The 17,156-nt window shown below is 64.9% G+C and carries 13 protein-coding genes and 1 pseudogene; 9 read left to right on the top strand and 5 right to left on the bottom strand.

Translation table 11 applies throughout. The features are described from left to right. Positions 1-25: 25 nt before the first annotated feature. Both OG767_RS06635 and vsr read left to right on the top strand, forming a co-directional pair. Positions 26-625, top strand: coding sequence for a hypothetical protein (locus OG767_RS06635; protein ID WP_405092615.1), 600 nt, complete (start codon positions 26-28; stop codon positions 623-625). Next, positions 619-1,065: pseudogene (gene vsr / locus OG767_RS06630) on the top strand (DNA mismatch endonuclease Vsr); the annotation flags it as partial. The gene OG767_RS06635 and the pseudogene vsr, both read left to right, overlap by 7 nt. A 17-nt stretch (positions 1,066-1,082) precedes the next feature. Here the strand turns inward: vsr and OG767_RS06625 are convergent. Next, a complete protein-coding gene (locus OG767_RS06625) occupies positions 1,083-2,981 on the bottom strand; it encodes a DNA cytosine methyltransferase (RefSeq protein WP_405092614.1) in 1,899 nt (632 codons plus the stop codon). A 288-nt stretch (positions 2,982-3,269) separates the two neighbouring features. Between OG767_RS06625 and OG767_RS06620 the strand changes: the two genes are divergently transcribed. The 4 genes from OG767_RS06620 to OG767_RS06605 are packed head-to-tail and all read left to right on the top strand — an operon-like array spanning position 3,270 to position 10,292. Beyond that, positions 3,270-4,745 carry an ATP-binding protein gene (locus OG767_RS06620; RefSeq protein ID WP_405092613.1) on the top strand — a complete coding sequence of 492 codons (1,476 nt, stop codon included), beginning with the start codon at positions 3,270-3,272 and terminating at the stop codon, positions 4,743-4,745. 14 nt (positions 4,746-4,759) lie between these two features. Further along, positions 4,760-7,537 carry a Z1 domain-containing protein gene (locus OG767_RS06615; protein WP_405092612.1) on the top strand — a complete coding sequence of 926 codons (2,778 nt, stop codon included), beginning with the start codon at positions 4,760-4,762 and terminating at the stop codon, positions 7,535-7,537. Next, positions 7,534-8,529: a PD-(D/E)XK motif protein gene (locus OG767_RS06610; RefSeq protein WP_405092611.1), complete on the top strand. Its 996-nt coding sequence runs from the start codon at positions 7,534-7,536 to the stop codon at positions 8,527-8,529. Before OG767_RS06615 ends, OG767_RS06610 begins: the two co-directional genes overlap by 4 nt. Further along, positions 8,526-10,292: an AIPR family protein gene (locus tag OG767_RS06605; RefSeq protein ID WP_405092610.1), complete on the top strand. Its 1,767-nt coding sequence runs from the start codon at positions 8,526-8,528 to the stop codon at positions 10,290-10,292. The genes OG767_RS06610 and OG767_RS06605 overlap by 4 nt, the downstream gene beginning before the upstream one ends. Before the next feature lie 38 nt (positions 10,293-10,330). Here OG767_RS06605 and OG767_RS06600 read toward each other — a convergent pair whose 3' ends face one another. From OG767_RS06600 to OG767_RS06590, 3 genes are all read right to left on the bottom strand, one after another. Beyond that, positions 10,331-11,617 (bottom strand): PIN-like domain-containing protein, encoded by a 1,287-nt coding sequence (locus OG767_RS06600; protein ID WP_405092609.1) that lies wholly within the window; start codon positions 11,615-11,617, stop codon positions 10,331-10,333. Between the two features lie 527 nt (positions 11,618-12,144). Next, entirely contained in the window at positions 12,145-12,348 is a 204-nt protein-coding gene (locus tag OG767_RS06595) for a hypothetical protein (protein WP_405092608.1), read from the bottom strand. Next, positions 12,339-12,557, bottom strand: a complete 219-nt coding sequence (locus OG767_RS06590; protein WP_405092607.1) for a hypothetical protein — start codon at positions 12,555-12,557, stop codon at positions 12,339-12,341. The genes OG767_RS06595 and OG767_RS06590 overlap by 10 nt, the downstream gene beginning before the upstream one ends. An 811-nt stretch (positions 12,558-13,368) precedes the next feature. Between OG767_RS06590 and OG767_RS06585 the strand changes: the two genes are divergently transcribed. Then, a complete protein-coding gene (locus tag OG767_RS06585; protein WP_405092606.1) occupies positions 13,369-14,574 on the top strand; it encodes a type II toxin-antitoxin system death-on-curing family toxin in 1,206 nt (401 codons plus the stop codon). A gap of 80 nt (positions 14,575-14,654) precedes the next feature. Here OG767_RS06585 and OG767_RS06580 read toward each other — a convergent pair whose 3' ends face one another. Continuing rightward, positions 14,655-15,185 carry a DUF1772 domain-containing protein gene (locus tag OG767_RS06580; protein WP_405092605.1) on the bottom strand — a complete coding sequence of 177 codons (531 nt, stop codon included), beginning with the start codon at positions 15,183-15,185 and terminating at the stop codon, positions 14,655-14,657. Positions 15,186-15,355: 170 nt separating this feature from the next. Here OG767_RS06580 and OG767_RS06575 point away from each other — a divergent pair, with 170 nt between their 5' ends. After that, a complete protein-coding gene (locus OG767_RS06575) occupies positions 15,356-16,495 on the top strand; it encodes a sensor histidine kinase (RefSeq protein WP_405092604.1) in 1,140 nt (379 codons plus the stop codon). Then, positions 16,492-17,154, top strand: coding sequence for a response regulator (locus OG767_RS06570; protein WP_405092603.1), 663 nt, complete (start codon positions 16,492-16,494; stop codon positions 17,152-17,154). Before OG767_RS06575 ends, OG767_RS06570 begins: the two co-directional genes overlap by 4 nt. The last annotated feature ends 2 nt before the right edge of the window (positions 17,155-17,156 follow it).

Genomic DNA, 17,156 nt, shown 5'->3' with positions numbered 1-17,156 from the left:
GGATACTCGTCGGCTGACTGATGGGTTGGGATACCTGCACAATGTCAGGTCAATCACAAACGTTTCTCACACGCTTGCCCTGTCGCTGGCATTGGTGGAGCATCGGCTCATGACGCTCCCGGGCAGATTAGCGGCGGAGGCCGAGCGCTTCGACGAGATCACCTACGCGATTGGGTACTTTCATCCGGATGCCGATAATGTCGAGCCCGAGTTGACGGCCGCCGAGGCAGAGGCGCGCGGCTGCTACGTAGGCGAAGAAGGTGAGCTCAAGAGTTTTGACCTGGGAGCAGCGAGACCGGCCATGGCGCTGGCCTCGGTCGGAACAGACTCGGCGGCGAGCTGTCGTGGCCAATTGAGCTTCTCGGCCTGGTCGCCGTATACGATTTTCATGACGGTGATTGGCCGTTCGAAAACTGACTGGCTGCACCCCTTGGTGCAGGCGGCAGCTTGCGGGTGCGGCTGGGCCAACGAAAGACCTGATCTGTTCTGCGTAGTTGCCCCCTCCATCACAGGAAAAATGAGGCCTAGCGACAGCATTCTGACCGAGGTGGCGTCGAACTGGCCTACCCGACTCTCCCGATCCGTCGAGTTCGAACTCTCCCGCAAGGAGCCGGTACGATGCTGATGAGGACTGAATCCCCTGAGGAGCGTCGACGAGTGTCGCAGAGCGAAAACTTGCCCATTGGCGGTTTCGCGAAGCCTGACTCGGGAGTTGAGACTGAGCGGCGTGGCTGGGTACCGACGTCTGCGGGTGCGCATTTGAGAGGGCGCCGGACGGAGGACACCGCTCCGGAACTGATACTCCGGCGAGCGGTTCACGCGCTCGGCTTCCGTTTCCGGCTGAGACGTCGCCTAGCTGGATGCCGGCCAGACTTCGTCATGCCGCGTCACAGAGTAGCCGTCTTCGTTGATGGCTGTTTCTGGCACAACTGTCCACAACACGGACCCAAAGAGTTCAGGGGGCCGAACGCTGATCGTTGGCGAGCCAAACTACGGGCCAATGTCGAGCGAGACAGTCGCAACGACGAAGCGCTGACCACTGCTGGATGGACGGTGGTCAGAGTTCGTGAGTGCGAGGTACGTCAGGACCCGGAGACGGCTGCCGCACGGGTGGCGCGAGCCTGCCGAACATCTGACGTAGGTAGAGATCCCACCTCGCAGTGTTCTCGCAACGGGCAGCTGCCGCAGACTGACGACGACTGATCCGTTTTACAGAAGGTGGCACCAACAAGTCTGACCGCGGCCATACGTCCAGGCGCATGCTTACCGGAACCAACCAGTAGGGCGAGGTCAAGGCGGCCCCGTGTGCGAAGGTTCGACCCACCGGAGCCGGTGCTGAGTACGCGGTCCGCGACCCTGACAGTCGTCTGGTTCGGCAGTAGTCGGTCCTCACCGAGCAGAAGCCGGAAGAGTTCAACCTCCGCCGCTTGGAGACGAGCCTTCTCGGCAATTTCCGCAGGATCGTTGCAGCCGTCGAGCTGGCTGATCGCGGGCGACAGGCGCTCCGCGGCCCGTCGTAGCCGTGAGGTGGAGTCCGGGTGGCGGGATATCGCATCGAGATGAGCCGGCGTTAGGCTGGCGAGGCCTCGTACTGCTTCAAGTGCAGCGCCGAGGCCCGTTTGGCCACGGCACATCGCAACCAGCGCGGCGAGTGTCGGAGACATCTGGTCCGACGGAAATAGGTACCAGTGTTGACTCCTGCGTTGCTGTGCGGCCCACTGGGCCAACCGCTTCCGGACGGGCCCCAGGTCCCTGTCAGTGCTGGGAAGAGGCAGGTCCTCACGTGGTGTGACCGCCAACGCGGCGGCCTTGCCAAGCAGCGGCGGCACAGCGTTGCCGATCTGACGGAAAGCATCGCTACGCGTACCCGCGAACCGGAACCGGTCCGGGAAGGTCTGGATGCGGGCTGCCTCCCGAACAGTGAGCGTACGGTGTTCCTTCGGGTGGATGTACCAGTATCCGTCCTTGGCGATGTGCGCTGTGATCGATCGGCTGAGATCACCCCAGCCGAGCCGCTTGTACTTGTCGTCGAAGGTATCGGCCTTGTAGCGGCGTAGCTTGGGATCGATGTCCGAGTACAGGGTGCGTGAGTCCATGAGTGCGAACACCGCTCGGTCGTCGTCCCGTACCGGACGGGTCATATGGTCGTGCACCACTCCGGGCGGAGCGCCGTCACGCATGGCAATCGAGTACTCGCTGTTGGCGCCCGCATAGACCATAACGCGGCCACCGGTGGTCAGACCTAATTCGGGCAGATCCGAAATTGCCTCGCGCAGCTTCGTGGGTGAGTCGGTCTCCTCCGGCCATGTGAACGCTCCGCCGTCACGACGAGCCAGAACGATGAGGCGTTGGCGGTGTTGCGGTACACCGAAGCGCCACGCATCGACCAACCGCACCTGCGTACGGTATCCGTCCTTCTCCAGCATGTTCACGATGGAGCGGACGACGAACAGCTCGTCTCCGAGCGCCATGTCAGGAACGTTTTCCATCAACACCGCTCGAGGCCGGACCCGAAGGACAACCTCCACGAAGGACCGCCATAGCTCCTTGCGGTGGTCGACCTCGTCCCGGACGCCGGCTTCGACCAGACTGCGGATCTTGCTACGCCCGGCACGGCTGAATGGCTGGCAGGGTGGCCCTCCGGCCACCAGGTCAACGTCAACCCTCTTCAGTAGCCGGATCAGTCCGCGTCGGGCGGCAGCATCCCCAAGGTCGACGTCGAGTGCGAGCCCGGGGAAGTTCGCCCGGTGGGTTGCGAGTGCCTTGTCGTCGTGATCGACTGCAGCAGCGACCGTCCATCCCGCATTGGTAAGCCCAAGGCTTAGGCCGCCTGCGCCGGAGAAGAGGTCTACGGCGAGGGGTCGACCCCTGGCAGTCTCACCCCGGCACCAGTCAACGAATGTCTCAGTGGTGCAGCCGTCGTGATGTGGAACGAGCCGTAGATCGTCGCTACGCTGCAGCTTTACGCCGTAGGTGGACACTCGGCCGCCGTCCCCCCTCGCGAACGCCCCACAACACGCAGGGCCTCTGTACACCTGTACTACTCGATCACAGCAACGCTACTTCATAGCCTGCCAGAAGTGGAAGCCGCCACGCCTCAGTTCGAGACCGTGCCGGCATCCTAGCGGTCTTCTCGGAAGAGATCCACAACGACGGAGGCTCGGCGATGTCAGCCAGGTCGCGGAGGGCCACCCAGTCGATCTGCCCTAAGCGCGGGATCCGCAGCGAAGTCGTATGCTGTCTCACCGTTATCGAGTGGAAGGGCGCTGATGACCGCCGAATCAAGCGACCAGCACGCCCCGCCCCAGGCAGCAGCGTTGATCGAGTCGCTCAGGGCGCTTGGCTACGACCTGCCGGACGCGATTGCCGACCTGGTGGACAACAGCGTCACACACGAGGCGGTCACGGTCAGCATCGAGTACAACGCCGACGCGACTGGAGGATGGGTCGCGATTGTCGACAACGGCAGGGGTATGACCGAGGCGCAGCTCCACGAGGCGATGCACCTCGGGACGCACGGGCCCTGGGTGCAACGCCATCCGGCTGATCTCGGACGTTTCGGTCTCGGTTTGAAGACCGCCTCCTTCTCGCAGGCTCGCCGTCTGACCGTCATCAGCCGGTCGTCCGACGGCCAGTTAGCGAGCCGTGAATGGGACATTGACTATGTTCGGCGTCGCAACGGGTGGTACCTGCGCGACAGCATTGACGAGGAAGCCATGTCGGTTGTCCGACAGTTGAAGTTCCGGGATACCGGCACGATTGTGCTCTGGAGGAGCTTGGACCGTTGCGGCACCGGAAGTGTTCTGGTCAACCAAATGACGAAGGTGAGAGCTCACCTCGGCGCCGTCTTCGGCCGGCACCTCAGCCGCCGTGCACTGAGTCTGCACGTGGGCGGCCAGCCCGTCACGGCATGGGACCCATTCCTGCGTGACAACGTGGCAACCCAGGACATGGGCACCGAATCGATCCACAGCGGAAGCGGGCTCGTGACCGTCACTCCGTTCGTCCTGCCGCACCCCTCCCGCATTCTCGAGAGTGTGAGCAGGAACGCGGCTGGCTCGTCCGGCTGGATCCGAGGCCAAGGCTTCTACGTCTACCGCCGGCAGCGGCTTATCACTCTCGGCGGCTGGCTCGGGCTGCCTGGTCTGCGCCAGACCCATCTAGCCCAACTAGCCCGAATCTCCGTAGACATCGGCACCGAAGACGACCACTCCTGGCAGGTCGACATACGAAAGGCCAAGGTCATTCCGCCTGCGCACCTGCGTGACAGGCTCCTCGAAATCGCCGCGCTTGCCCGATCCCGGTCGGAGCAGGTGTTTCGCCACAGGGGCTCGGGCGGGGACCGACGTGGTGGAAGGGGTCAGCTGGTCTTCGTGTGGCAGCAGCACGAGCGGCGCGGTCGTACTGGTTACAGAATCAATAGAGAGCATCCTGTTGTCGTCGCAGCACTCGCCGACGCTCCCGATGCGGTACGGCCGCTGCTGCGGCTGATCGAGGAGACCGTGCCAGTCGGGCTCATAGCGGCGGACACGAGCAGCTCCCCTGAACGCGCTCCGCAGGCCCCCCTAGAGGCTGCCGAGCGTGAGGAGGTGGCCCTACTCCTGCGGGCGGCCATCGCGAAGCTGCCTACCCAGACGACCGCCCGGGAGGCCTTTCTGCAGGCACTCAAGTCGACGGAACCCTTCAATCGGTTCCCGGGGGTGCTGGCCGAGGTTCTAGAGAGCGAAGGAGCGCCTACCTCGTGATCGACGCTTTTGACATGGCGCTCGGCATCAGCGAGAACGCTCTGCTCAACACGCCGCGCACCGAACGGACGGCCGACAAGCTCAGACAGGTTGCCACCTTTTCCGCGGAGGTTGCCAGCGCTGTCGGGCTCGTCAACGTTGACGAGCTCGTGATTCGGCTCGAGGAGCGCTTCGACGTCTGGGTGCCCCGTCCGGTCGCAGTTCTCAACTCGGACCAGCACGAACCCTGGTACGCGGCGCGCCGTGACAAGGTTGCCTTCGACTATTGGGAACGCTACCGCAAGTGGCTGACAACTCGCGCGGGCTGGAAACCTCAGCCTGTCGAGGCGCTACACGAAGCCACTGACCTCGTGCTGGACAGGCTTGAGGACCCCGGACGCCCCGGGTCGTGGTCGGCCTATGGGCTGGTCTACGGGCAGGTCCAGTCCGGAAAGACGGCCAACTACACGGGCGTGATATGCAAGGCCGTGGATGCCGGCTACCATCTCGTGATCGTTCTCGCCGGCCGAAACGAGAGTCTGCGTAACCAGACGCAGGCCCGCCTCGATCTGGAGTTCCTGGGCTTCAACACCAGGGTGACCCGTCACCGCGCCGACGGCGCCGGACTCGGCGACATCGGTGTGGGTCTCCTGGGACTGCACCCGCCAGTACAGGTCTTTCCGCTCACGACCACCGAGTCTGACTTCAAACGGAACGTGGCTCTGACCACAGCGGTCGACCTGCGCAAGAACCGAGTGCTCATCGTGGTAAAGAAGTACAAGAGCATTCTCGAGAACCTCGCAGCCTGGTTGGAGAACTTCACGAAGGACCAGGCGCTCGCCGAGCTTCCGCTACTACTCGTCGACGACGAGGCCGACGACGCCTCAATCGACACCAGGAAGGCGCCCAGCAACAAGACTCACAGCGACCCGGAGCACGATCCCACCGCGATCAACAAGGCTATTCGGCAACTCCTGAAGATGTTCGACCGTAAGGCGTACGTGGCCTACACCGCCACCCCGTTCGGAAACATTTTTATCCCGCACACCACGGATCATCCCGAGCTGGGTCCAGACCTGTTTCCCAACAATTTCGTCCTCGCCCTCAAACCACCGTCCAACTACTGCGGGCCGGAACGAGTCTTTGGTTTTGAGGATCCTGCCTCGGACGAGGTGCGCCAGCCGTTGCCCATCATCAAGCAGATTGAGGACCACTCGATCTGGATGCCGGATGGCCATAAAAACGGACACCGGCCGGTGACACCGATACCGGCCTCGTTGGTCGAGGCGCTAGACGCCTTCGTGCTGGCAACCGCAGTGCGTAAGGTACGCACGGCGCGCGCAGGCGGCCGTGCGGGCCACAACTCCATGCTGATTCACGTGACCCGTTTTACCGAGACCCAGTCAGCCGTAGTCAGTCAGGTGCGACAGCATCTGGCAACAATGCGGGATACCTGGGGTGAACGAGGCAGCCTCGGTAGTTCCGTCCGGAAGCGACTTAGTTCGCTCTGGCGCCGCGACTTCGTCCCGGTGCACCGCGAACTTGCCGCCCGTGACGATCTCGGTGACGCGGTCGGAGATCCCGTAGTGATGTCGGAGGCGCTCGGCGTCATCCCGGAGGTGCTCGCCGAGGCGGCGGAGAACGTCAAGGCAATCAACGGGACAGCCCAGGATGTCCTTGACTACCGATCGGCTCCCCTCACAGTGGTCGCCGTAGGCGGAGACAAACTGTCACGCGGGCTAACCCTTGAAGGGCTCACGGTCTCCTACTATCTGCGGGCCTCCCGAGCGTACGACACGCTCCTCCAGATGGGCCGGTGGTTCGGGTTCCGTAGCGGCTACCTCGACGTCACACGCCTGTACACGACTAAGGAGCTGACCGACTACTACGTGCACATCACACGTGCGAACCGGGAGCTCATGGACGTCGTCACCACGGTGGCCGAAAACAACGCAACCCCAAGCGACGTCGGGCTGAAGATCGAGGACGGCATCGGCCAGCTACAGGTCACGGCAGCTGTGAAACGGCGTGCCGCGACGACACTCACCTTCACGTTCTCTGGCGAGCGTCCCGAGACACTGGTAATGCTCACCGACACGGCATCTTCGAAGACGAACCGCGAGCTCCTTGACAACCTCGTCGAGGCCGTCTCCGGCTGTGACCAGCTACCCGACGGGACAGTCAATAGCGCTAACGGGTATGTACGAACCAACGTGTCGCCAGAGCCGGTGAAGGCCTTTCTCGCAGGCTTCAGGGCGTCCCCTCGCAATGTCCAAGCGGCACCTCGCTTCCTGATCGAGTACATCGACGCCCAGCAGGCAAAGGGTGAGCTGGTCAACTGGACTGTCGCCTTGGTGGCGGGCAAGGCGCCGACCACGGATGTGATAGACGGCAGCACGGTACGACGGGTGACACGACGCAACACGAGCAGCACGCCTTACGTGTCGGGCCAGGACTACGAGGTGGGTGTGCTGGTGAACCCCGCCGACGAGGCCATCGGGCTGACGACGGACCAGTTCGAACGTGCCCTCCTCAGAACGCGCGCCGAGGCCGACGGTGGCAGGACGGTCAAGCGTCCGAGTGGTCGGGCGCTCCGCCGGGAGAGATCACCGCAGGACGGTCTGTTGGTGCTCTACCGTGTGGACCCGGGAAGCGGGAGACAGGAGGAGTTGGTCATTGGCTTCGCAATCTCATTCCCGCAGACCGACAATGCCAAAAAGCTGCGATACAAGGCGAACAGCGTTTTCATCGAGAACCTTGCCAAGAGTTTGAGAGCCCAGGAACTCGGCCTCCCCGAGGACGACACCGAGTGACCGCCACCGTAGCTGACGTCATGCGCCTGTTCGAGGAGATGCAAGCTTCACCCCCTGCCAGCCCCGGCACCCGCCGTCGCCGTGTGCGCACGAAGGCCGTGAGCGCAGAGGTGCACTTGGAGGTCGACTTCCCCGACCGTGTCCGCGCCCTCAACGTCGCGGCAAACGATGTGCCGCTGGCTCCGAAACTCGCTGACACGGCAGGACTTCGATACACCTTCGAGAGCCACAGGATTCGAGTCGCCGCAACGCATCTCGTGGAGGCCGAGATGTTCAACACTCTCGTGGCGGACCTAGTGCAGCATCTCTCGGCCGCCCCCGGTGGCCCGGGCGTCGCGCTGGTCCGACGGATGGCCTCCTGGCACCGCATGCTGGGGGCAGGCCTGCGAACAGGGTTGTCCGCGAAGGCGCAGCTGGGTCTGTACGGCGAATTGTTGGCGCTGCGCGAGTTGGCGATACCAGCGTGGGGGCCAGCCGCCGCTGCCGCCTGGGTCGGCCCGCTGCGAGCGGACCAAGACTTCCGACGTCCGGGGATGGCTGTCGAGGTGAAGTGCACCAGCTACCGCGACGCGGGAAGATGCAGAATCAGTAGCGAGGCGCAGCTCGACGCAGAGAACGTCGGGTACCTCGTCCTGCTACACCAGAGCGTGCGGACGAGCGACACGGCCGGCGTCAGTCTTCCCGAGATCGTCGATGCTGTACGGGCCGAACCTGCACTCGCCGCGAACGCCGCGATGTTCGAGGACCGACTCTTGCACGCCGGTTGGCTCGACCTGCACCGTAGCCAGTACGAGCGGGAACGCTACGAGCTCGCCGTCCGACGCTGCTACCACGTGGGCACCGGGTTTCCCAGCATCACAAGACGGCAGCTGCCTGCGGGGGTGAGCGCTGTCGCCTACTCTATCGACCTTGACGAGTGCCGGAACTATCTTGTGCCACAGACCGACGTCCTCCAACATCTCACCTCGGCAGACCTTGGAGCCACGCAGTGACCACCATTTCCGACCTGGCTGCATTCGCCGAAGATCTTCGTGTCGAGGTCAACCAGCGGCTCTCAGCCGAGCCGGAGATGATGGTCGGGGACATGTTCGTCAGGGTGGTGGCAGAGAGACTGATCGCCGATGGGTCACTCGAGGATCTCGACGTCTGTTACCTGCGCCAGCAGGGCCGGCCCGCACTCGAGATATCCGGGTACAACATCAGCTCTGACGGTACGATTCTCGACCTGGTCACCAGGGAGACCGAGAAGTCCGGAGAGACCATCACCAGAACGCGGGTCGTCGCCCTCTTCCGCCGCGCCACCGCGTTTGCCCAGGCCTGCCATGAGGGACTCCACAAACTCAAGGAGGAGTCTGCGCCCGTATACGACATGGCGCAGCGAATCCATGCGGAGTGGGCCCAGCTACGCAGGATCCGCGTCTTTCTGCTGACCGACGGTCGCGCCACCCTGGAACGTATCGATGAGTCCACACTCGTGGGGCTGCCCGTCACCTACCAGGTTTGGGACATTGCCAGACTCCATAGGCTCGCCGCCTCCGGCCGCGTACAGGAGGAGATCGTTATCGACCTAGAGGAGATGGGACACGCTGTCCCCGTCCTCGAGTCTCCCGAACAGTCGGACGGCTACCGGTGCCTTCTGGCGGTCATCCCTGGTCAGTTACTTGCCGACCTGTACGCGAAACACCACAGCCGAATCCTGCAACGCAACGTGCGTGCGTACCTCCAAGCCCGCGGCAGGGTGAACAGGGAGATGCACACGACAATCCGTGAACAGCCCGGCCGCTTCCTCGCCTACAACAACGGCATATCCGCCACCGCGACCGACGTCGAAGTTGAGAGGCGGGAGGGCGCGGTCTTCCTCAAACGCCTACACGACCTCCAGATCGTCAACGGTGGTCAGACAACGGCTTCGTTGCACCATGCGTCGACAAACCGCACCCTCGACGGTGTGCACGTCATGGCCAAGATAACCGTAGTCCCGGAGGCTGCTCTCAACGAACTCGTGCCGCGAATCTCCAGGTATGCGAACTCGCAGAACGCGATTAGACCCGCAGACTTCGAGGCGAACGGGCCATTCCACATCGGCCTCGAGCATGTTTCGAGAGTGGCCTGGGCACCGGCGCGACCTGACTCCACGCGCGAGACCCACTGGTACTACGAACGTGTCAGAGGTCAGTACCAGGTCGAGCGAAGCCGTCAGCAGACCGCCGCGCGAAAGAAGCGATTCGAGGGCGAGTGCCCGCCGAATCAGAGGTTCAGCAAGACCGACGCGGCAAAGTACGAGATGACCTACCTGATGCGCCCGCACACAGTCAGTCTCGGCGCCGAGAAGTGCTTTCAGGAGTGGACACTGGAGTGCAAGCTCGACGAGAGGGATGCCCCCACTCTCTCTTACTTCCGACACCTCGTGGCCAAGGGGATTCTCTTCCAAGGCATTAGGACACAGGTGCTTAAGCTGCGCCTCGGCGGATATCCGGGTCAGACGGCTGCCTATGTTATGGCGCTGATCGTCGAGCGACTCGGCGGGCAGGTCGACCTGGATCTGGTATGGCGCCTACAGCAGGTCCCCGAGCAGATCGAGGCAACCGTGCCCCACGTGACGAAGCTCGTACGTGACGTGATTATTAGTCCACCTGGTTCAGCCAATGTCACCGAGTGGTGCAAGAAGGAGGACTGTTGGAACCGGGTCCGGGCAGTGTCCTGGTCGCCGCCGGCCGACCTGGCAGCGATCGCCTCTGCGCCTCGACGAAGCTGAGAGTTTGCGGAATCACCACGATACGAGCCTCGATCCGCTCAAGGGCTCGTACCTGCCTCAGTGCGGTCCTCGGACCGAGCCAGGGGGTCGGCCATGGACGCGAGGATCTCGACAACCTCCGACGGCACGCGGAATGCTGAGGCACGAACCCCGTCCGGGTATAGCGGCTTGAGCATAGGGGCAACATTGTCCGGCAACAGCGCAGCTCGTTGGAGGTCGGCCGTGATCCGGTTGGTCGGTCGAGTGAAGCCGCGCAGCATACGTTCGTCGTCGTAGCCGCACAGTTCGTACACCTCGTCTCGGCCGATCACTCCACCGGCTTCCGCCGCAACCCGAATTACCTCCGCCTGGACCTGCCCCTCCTGGTCGAGGCGGCGGAGAAGCTCTCGCACGGTGTCCACCGTCCAGTGGGCCGCCGGGTCAAGCTCTTCGCGCGCCCGGTCGGCGTCTGCAAGCGAGTCGGGACTGACCTCGACGTTCAGCGTCTGGGACCGCTGCAGTAGGTCTCGAGGCCGCATGAGAAACAGACGCCTGCCATCACTGATTTCGAAGAACTCCTGTGTCAACTCCGGACGCGGACCGACAACGACGTTCCGGTGCCGCCACCACCAGTCGTCCTTCTCGTCACCGGTCACGATGACGAGGTCAAGCCTTCGCTGACGTGCTGCCTCGCACGCCTGCACCCAGACCAGGTAGTCGCCAGAAGCTCCTTCGGGCAGCCGGTCACCCTTGTCGGCGTCGAGGAACCCCGGCGGCGACTGAGCGTCCACCCGTCGCTGACCTTCCCTGATCCATCTCTCCCAGATCTCGTCCGAGGGACGGGGAATCACTCTCCCCTCGAGCATCCCCGTCAGCCGACTCAGGATCTGGTCATGAGCGGCGGGCGTCGCAGCGTGGATCCGATCCGGCTCTGCTCCGCCGATAGCCCCAACGAGATCGTCATAGAGCCTGTCGACCGCTGCCCGCAGCCTCACGAGCTCGGTGTCGTCCAGCGCGACCTGTTTCGCCCAGCGCCCCAGGGTGTCCGAGGTCGACTTAAGGTTCTTGACCAGGGCACTCCGTGCCTCTGCGGCAGCTCCCTCTGGATTACCCACCGCTGTCAACCGATTTCGATGGAATTCATTGACGGCCTGGTGAGGTACCACAAGTCGGTCCTCAAAGCTCTCGAGCACGGCTAGAAGGTCCTTCGCCGTACGCGTGTTGTAGCGGTACAGGTTGAGTAACACGTTCGCGTCGACAGCGACGACAGCGGATTTCAGGGCGCGGTCGATGTCCTCATCGGCCAGAACCCGGAACCCCTCGAAGCCATCAAAGAGGCCGCTCAAGAATCCTCCTCCCACCGGGCGTAGCTGCTGCACTGGAGGCAGCTCGCCTTTACGTCGACGGGGCACAGAGCCGCCGCGGGCCAACGCTTGACCGACCCAGCGAGCGAGCCGACCACGGAGACAGCATAGGAGCCCCAGCTCTGAACGTGAACCCCCGACTAATCCGATACCCAGCACGTCACGGTCAGCATGAGGATACTGATCGCTAGTGCTGTCAGCATTGCCGGCCGACCGGCAGCAGCAACAGCATGACAACGCCGGTCGAACTTTAGCTCTGTCACCCATGCCGTGTCTGATCTTCGGGACGCTGGCTCATGTCTGGAGAGGACGCCCTTGCGGGAGAGGTCGAGGTTCGCGCAGCCACTACATCCGTCGCTCGGTCGTCTTGATGCGGTTGACCTAGACCTCGATCGGCCGGAGCTCCACGGCTGGGTGATGCCTTAGAACGATCTCCTGCTGGAGTAACGGAAGCCGCATCAGCAATTATTGCGACCGTCTCATCAGGCCTTGCTGCTGTCGAACTGGGATCAGCAGCCGGCCTCAGCGAGGGCCTGGGTGTCCTCTCGTCCCAGGCCGTATTTGTCGTCCCCTTCGCCGACCAACAACCTCGACCTCAGGAGAGTTGCGCGGACGCCCCCCACCACTCGGCTGCTGGCCACCGCCAGCTCCTCCTCGGTGAACAGCTCCCGGAACGGTGGCCGGATCACCACCGCCTCCGTGGTCAGGTCCACCCGCCCTCGCTCCCACACGCGGTGAACCCGTCCGACACCACGGGATGTTGCAGCAGCTGCCGAGCCGTCGCCAGGCCGCCCTTCTCCGTCACCATCCGCAGCAGCAGCGTCGCGTTGTAGCGCGCCTCGTCTTGGGCCCGCTCGTAGGTGCGCACCATCGCCTCGTGGAACGCGGCCTCCAACACCCGTCGATCAGCCGCCTCAGGCATCGCCTCGCCCGACGACCCCGCCCTCCTCCGCCACGTGGCCGCTGACGCTGACCACGGCCCGCCGCAACGCCTCCTCCAGCGCCTGGCGTTTCGGCACCTAGGTTGTGGCCGGCACGGCGACGACGGGGGCGGTGACAGCGGCCTGCGGGTCGGGCACGGGCTGGCCAGTCAGCCGCAGCCAGCCGGGTCACGCTGCGGAACCGGGCGGCGGGCGGGCTGGTGGCCGGGAAATGCTGCACCAAGCCGGCATGCCCGCCCGGCTGTTCTCCACCGGCATGTCCCGCTTCATCGAGGCGGCGCCGATCACGGCCTTCGCCTCGTGCGGGAGTACCAGCAGACCAGCCGCGCTCCGGTGGGATGTGCCCGCTCCACCCTGACGTTGGCCCGATACTTGCGGGCCTCCGGTGAGGCGCTCTCGTGGTCAAGCGTCGATAGAATGAGGCCAGGCTCGCTGAAATGCCGTTAGGCCCAGTCTTACCTGCAGGTCCTCAGCAGAGGTGCCGCCGCCGAAGGCAAGGAATAGGTCAAACACCACCCAACAGCGCCGCCGACAAGCTTTCCAGCCTTGCGAGCACCATTCGAGGGTTGATCAACTTGCACCCCCGACTTCTACCATTGGCAGCGACCAGATCTACCTGCGGACCAGCTCGACTCTGGACGGCAGCAGGCAGGCGATGGCTTCAGTGGGTGGACCACAGGGGGCAACGCGATGTCGGGGCTCTTGTGTATGGTCGCGTAGCGGCCAGTCTCGATCAACACGAAGAGAGCTCGGTTCGCTTGAAGGGCGGCGGCTCCTTGAGAGGGTGAATCCATGGCGAGAAGAGCTGGACGGCTTGCCGACCTGGCCTCGGAGGCCCACCTAGAGCTCGACGAAGCACTAGTAACGCTGTGGGACAGCGGGCTCGACTTTATTAACGGCCCCAACGACATGCTCATGGGCGGAGATTTCTCGAAGGCCCGGCGAGCCTTAGGGCTCCCGAGGAGCCGCGACCTAGCCAGGTGTGAGTACTGGAGAGAGCGCCTTGGTCTGACTCCGGAAGCATTCGAGGTACTCCTTAAGGAGCTAGGAGTCAACTGCCCTCGAATGGCAAGAAATCTCCCGAAAGGTGCGATCGGGAAGCTTAGACGCGCAGCTGAAGAGAGGAGTGCACCGGCAGCAGTACCGATTCCGCACCAGCGAGTTAAGCCTTCGCCGCCCGCGCCGCCGCTTGAGTGGCGCACAGTCGGGCGGGTTCGACAATTTCGCTGCCTAACCGAGCAAGAACTACTGGCAATTCATGATGCCTTGGTCAATGATTTTAACGAAAGCGATGACCGGATTGATCCCCCTGGACCGCGCGACCCTGGACTGGTGGCATCGGCAGTCATGCGACCGCAGACTGCGATAGGCGATGTAAGGAAGTACGAATCGGTCGAGATGGCTGCTGCCGCCCTACTGCATTCCGTCATACACAACCATGCATTTCACAACGGAAACAAGAGGACCGGCCTAGTCGCCACTCTCGTCTTCCTTGACGAGAACGACGCAACAGTCACCTGCCATGAGGATGAGCTGTTTAGGTTTGTACTGAGGATAGCTCAACATCGATTAGTACCGAAGAGCTGGGATCAGCGAGCCGACCGAGAGGTCATGGAAATTGCGTGGTGGATCAAGCGAAACAGTCGAGTAATCGATAAAGCCGAGCGACTGATTAAATGGTACCGTCTCCGCCAGATCCTTGGATCCTATGGCTGCATCCTCAAGCATGCGAAGGTCGGAAACCGTTTGAACATCGAAAGAAGCGTCAGTGGGCGTAGAGTTCTCGGGATCACCCGAACTCGAAAACTAGATGTGCAAGTGGCTTACAGGAATGAGGGCCAGGAGGTGGAAAGGGACACGATTCGTCACATACGACGAAGTCTAGAACTAGACGACGAGCATGGGATCGACTCGGAAATCTTCTACGGCGGAGCTAGCGAGCCTTCGGAATTTATCCTGGCCTACAGAAAGACGTTACGACGGCTAGCCAAGCTGTAAGTCGTACCGATATGAACAGGCGGCTGCGGCAGCGTCGAATCTGACAGGCGAGGCGGCCGTATTGGTACATCCAAGGTAGACTACGTGCGCTTCGCCGCAGCCGATTCAGCACCCGCCGGCGCGGTAGCCCGGACGAACCGCAGCAGCGCGACGAACGCCAACCCGGCCGTCACCGCCCCACCCGCGAACCGCACCCAGTGCCCGGCGACGAACTCCGACGCCACCTGCCGCAGGTATTCCGGCGAGTGCGTCCCCGGCGGGTCCACGAACATGATCTCGTTGCGCGGCCAGAAGAACACCGCGGAGAACAGGAACTCGCAGGCGAGGAAGACCACTGTCGCGCCGGCCACCCACCAGCGCAGCCGGCGGTCGCGCCAGGTGAGCAGCGTCGCGGCAAGACTGCTCAGCACGACGGAAGCACCGAGCGGCGGGAAGTAGTCGTGCGGGCCACCGTCGATCAGGAACGCGCGGGCGCGGTCGAGCGAGGCGGGCGGGTCGTTGAAGATGTTCGGGTAGAGCATGACGGTCTCGGCGGCTACGCCGCCGAACGACAGCATCGCCGCCCAGACCATCACGATCAGCGCGAGCCACGTCAGTTTGGTGCGGGACACGATGCTTCTCCTCACGCGAAGGGGACGTCATCGACGCTAGGTCGGCGGCAGGCGGCCGTCGTCCGCGCGGCGGCGTGCACAAAGGTCGCCTCTCGGCGTACACCTCGGGGGTGTCCCTGACGCCTGCGGGCGACAGCGCCGAGGGGCCGCGCGGACCTAGGCTCGGGGCCGTGCCGGACTTCTCGCTGACCCGCGCCGACGCGTTGCTCGCGGCGGCCACGCTCGGCCTGGTTGTGGTGGCCGTGGCGACGGAGCCGACCGCTCCGGGTGCGGCGGCGCTGGCCGGCGCGTTCGGGGTCGGGTTCGCCGCGCTGGTGTGGTGCGCGCGGCGGTGGCCGCTGCCGGCGCTGCTGGCCACGGCGGTCGGCATCCTCGGGTACTACGCGGTGGACCTGCCGCCGCTCGGGGTGGCCGCGCCGGCCGCCGCGGTGCTCTACCGGGTCGCGGAGCGGGGGCGGGTGCTGCCGGCCGCGCTGGTGGCCGGCGGGCTGCTGGCGGTGTCGGTGACCGCCCGGCTGGCCGAGGGCGACGACGTCGCGGTGGTGGTGGGGGCGGCGTTGGGGTCGGAGGCGGCGCTGATGCTCGCGGTGATCGCGCTCGGGGACGCGGTGCGGAACCGGCGGTCGCTGCGGGCGGCACTGGACCGGCAGGCCGCCACCGCGGCCGAGGACCGCCGCCGGGAGGCGGCCCGGCAGGTGGAGGCGGAGCGGCTGCGCATCGCCCGGGAGGTGCACGACACGTTGGGCCACACCATGTCGGTGATCACGTTGCAGTCGGCGGTGGCGCGGGAGGCGCTCGCCGATCACGAGCCGGCGCAGGCGGAGACCGCGCTGGCGGCGATCCACGCGGTGAGCGGTAGCGCCATGGCCGAGCTGCGGGCGACGCTGGGCACGCTGCGTCGCGAGCCGGGGCCGCACCGGCCGGCACCCGGGTTCGCGCAGCTCCCGGCGCTCGTCCACGGCGTCCGCCGGGGTGGGTTGGTGGTGGAGCTGCGCGTCGACGGGCCGGTGGCGGCGCTGCCGGCGGTGGTGGGCAGCACGGTCTACCGGGTGGTGCAGGAGGCGTTGACGAACGTGGTGCGCCACGCCGGGGCCGGCCGGGTCACGGTCGCGGTGCGGGCGACGCCGGGCCGGTTGACGGTGGAGGTGGTCGACGACGGTCGCGGCGGGTCGCCGGGCCGCGCCGGCCAGGGGTTGCGGGGCATGGCGGAGCGGGTCGCGCTGCTCGGTGGCACGGTCGCGGCGGGCGCCGTCGTGGCCGGCGGCTTCCGGGTGTACGCGGACCTGCCCCTCGCGCGGGTCGCCGCGTGAACCCGGTACGCGTGGTCGTGGTGGACGACCAGCATCTGGTGCGGACCGGGCTGCGGGCGCTGCTGGAACGCGCCCCGGACATCGTGGTGGTGGGCGAGGCCGGCGACGGTGTTGGCGGAGTCGCCGTGGTGCGGGAGCAACGGCCCGACCTGGTGCTGATGGACGTGCGGATGCCGGGCGGGGACGGGTTGGCGGCGACCCGGCGGATCCTGGCCGACCCGACGCTGGCCGGCGTGCAGGTGGTGGTGCTGACCACGTTCGACGACGACGAGTACCTGTTCGAGGCGATCCGCGCCGGGGCGGCCGGTTTCCTGCTCAAGGACACCCCGCCGGACGCGCTGCGCGACGCGGTGCGGGTGGTGGCCGGCGGGGACGCGTTGCTCTCCCCCGCCGTCACCCGTCGGGTGCTCGCCGCGGCGGCCCGCTCGCCGGTTGCCGACCCGGCGCGGCTGGCCGGGCTCACCGCCCGGGAGCGGGACGTGTTGGCGCAGGTGGGCGCCGGTCGGTCGAACGCGGAGATCGGGGCGGCGTTGTTCCTCAGCCCGGACACCGCGCGCACCTACGTGAGCCGGCTGCTCCAGAAGCTGGCCGCCCGGGACCGCGCCCAGCTCGTGGTGATCGCGTACGAGAGTGGGCTGGTACGCCCCGGCGAGGCGTGACC

The organism is Micromonospora sp. NBC_01392 (assembly GCF_045040125.1).
Lineage (GTDB): Bacteria > Actinomycetota > Actinomycetes > Mycobacteriales > Micromonosporaceae > Micromonospora.
The sequence above is the reverse complement of the archived record's forward strand: the minus strand, read 5'-3'. Positions and strand labels throughout refer to the sequence as shown.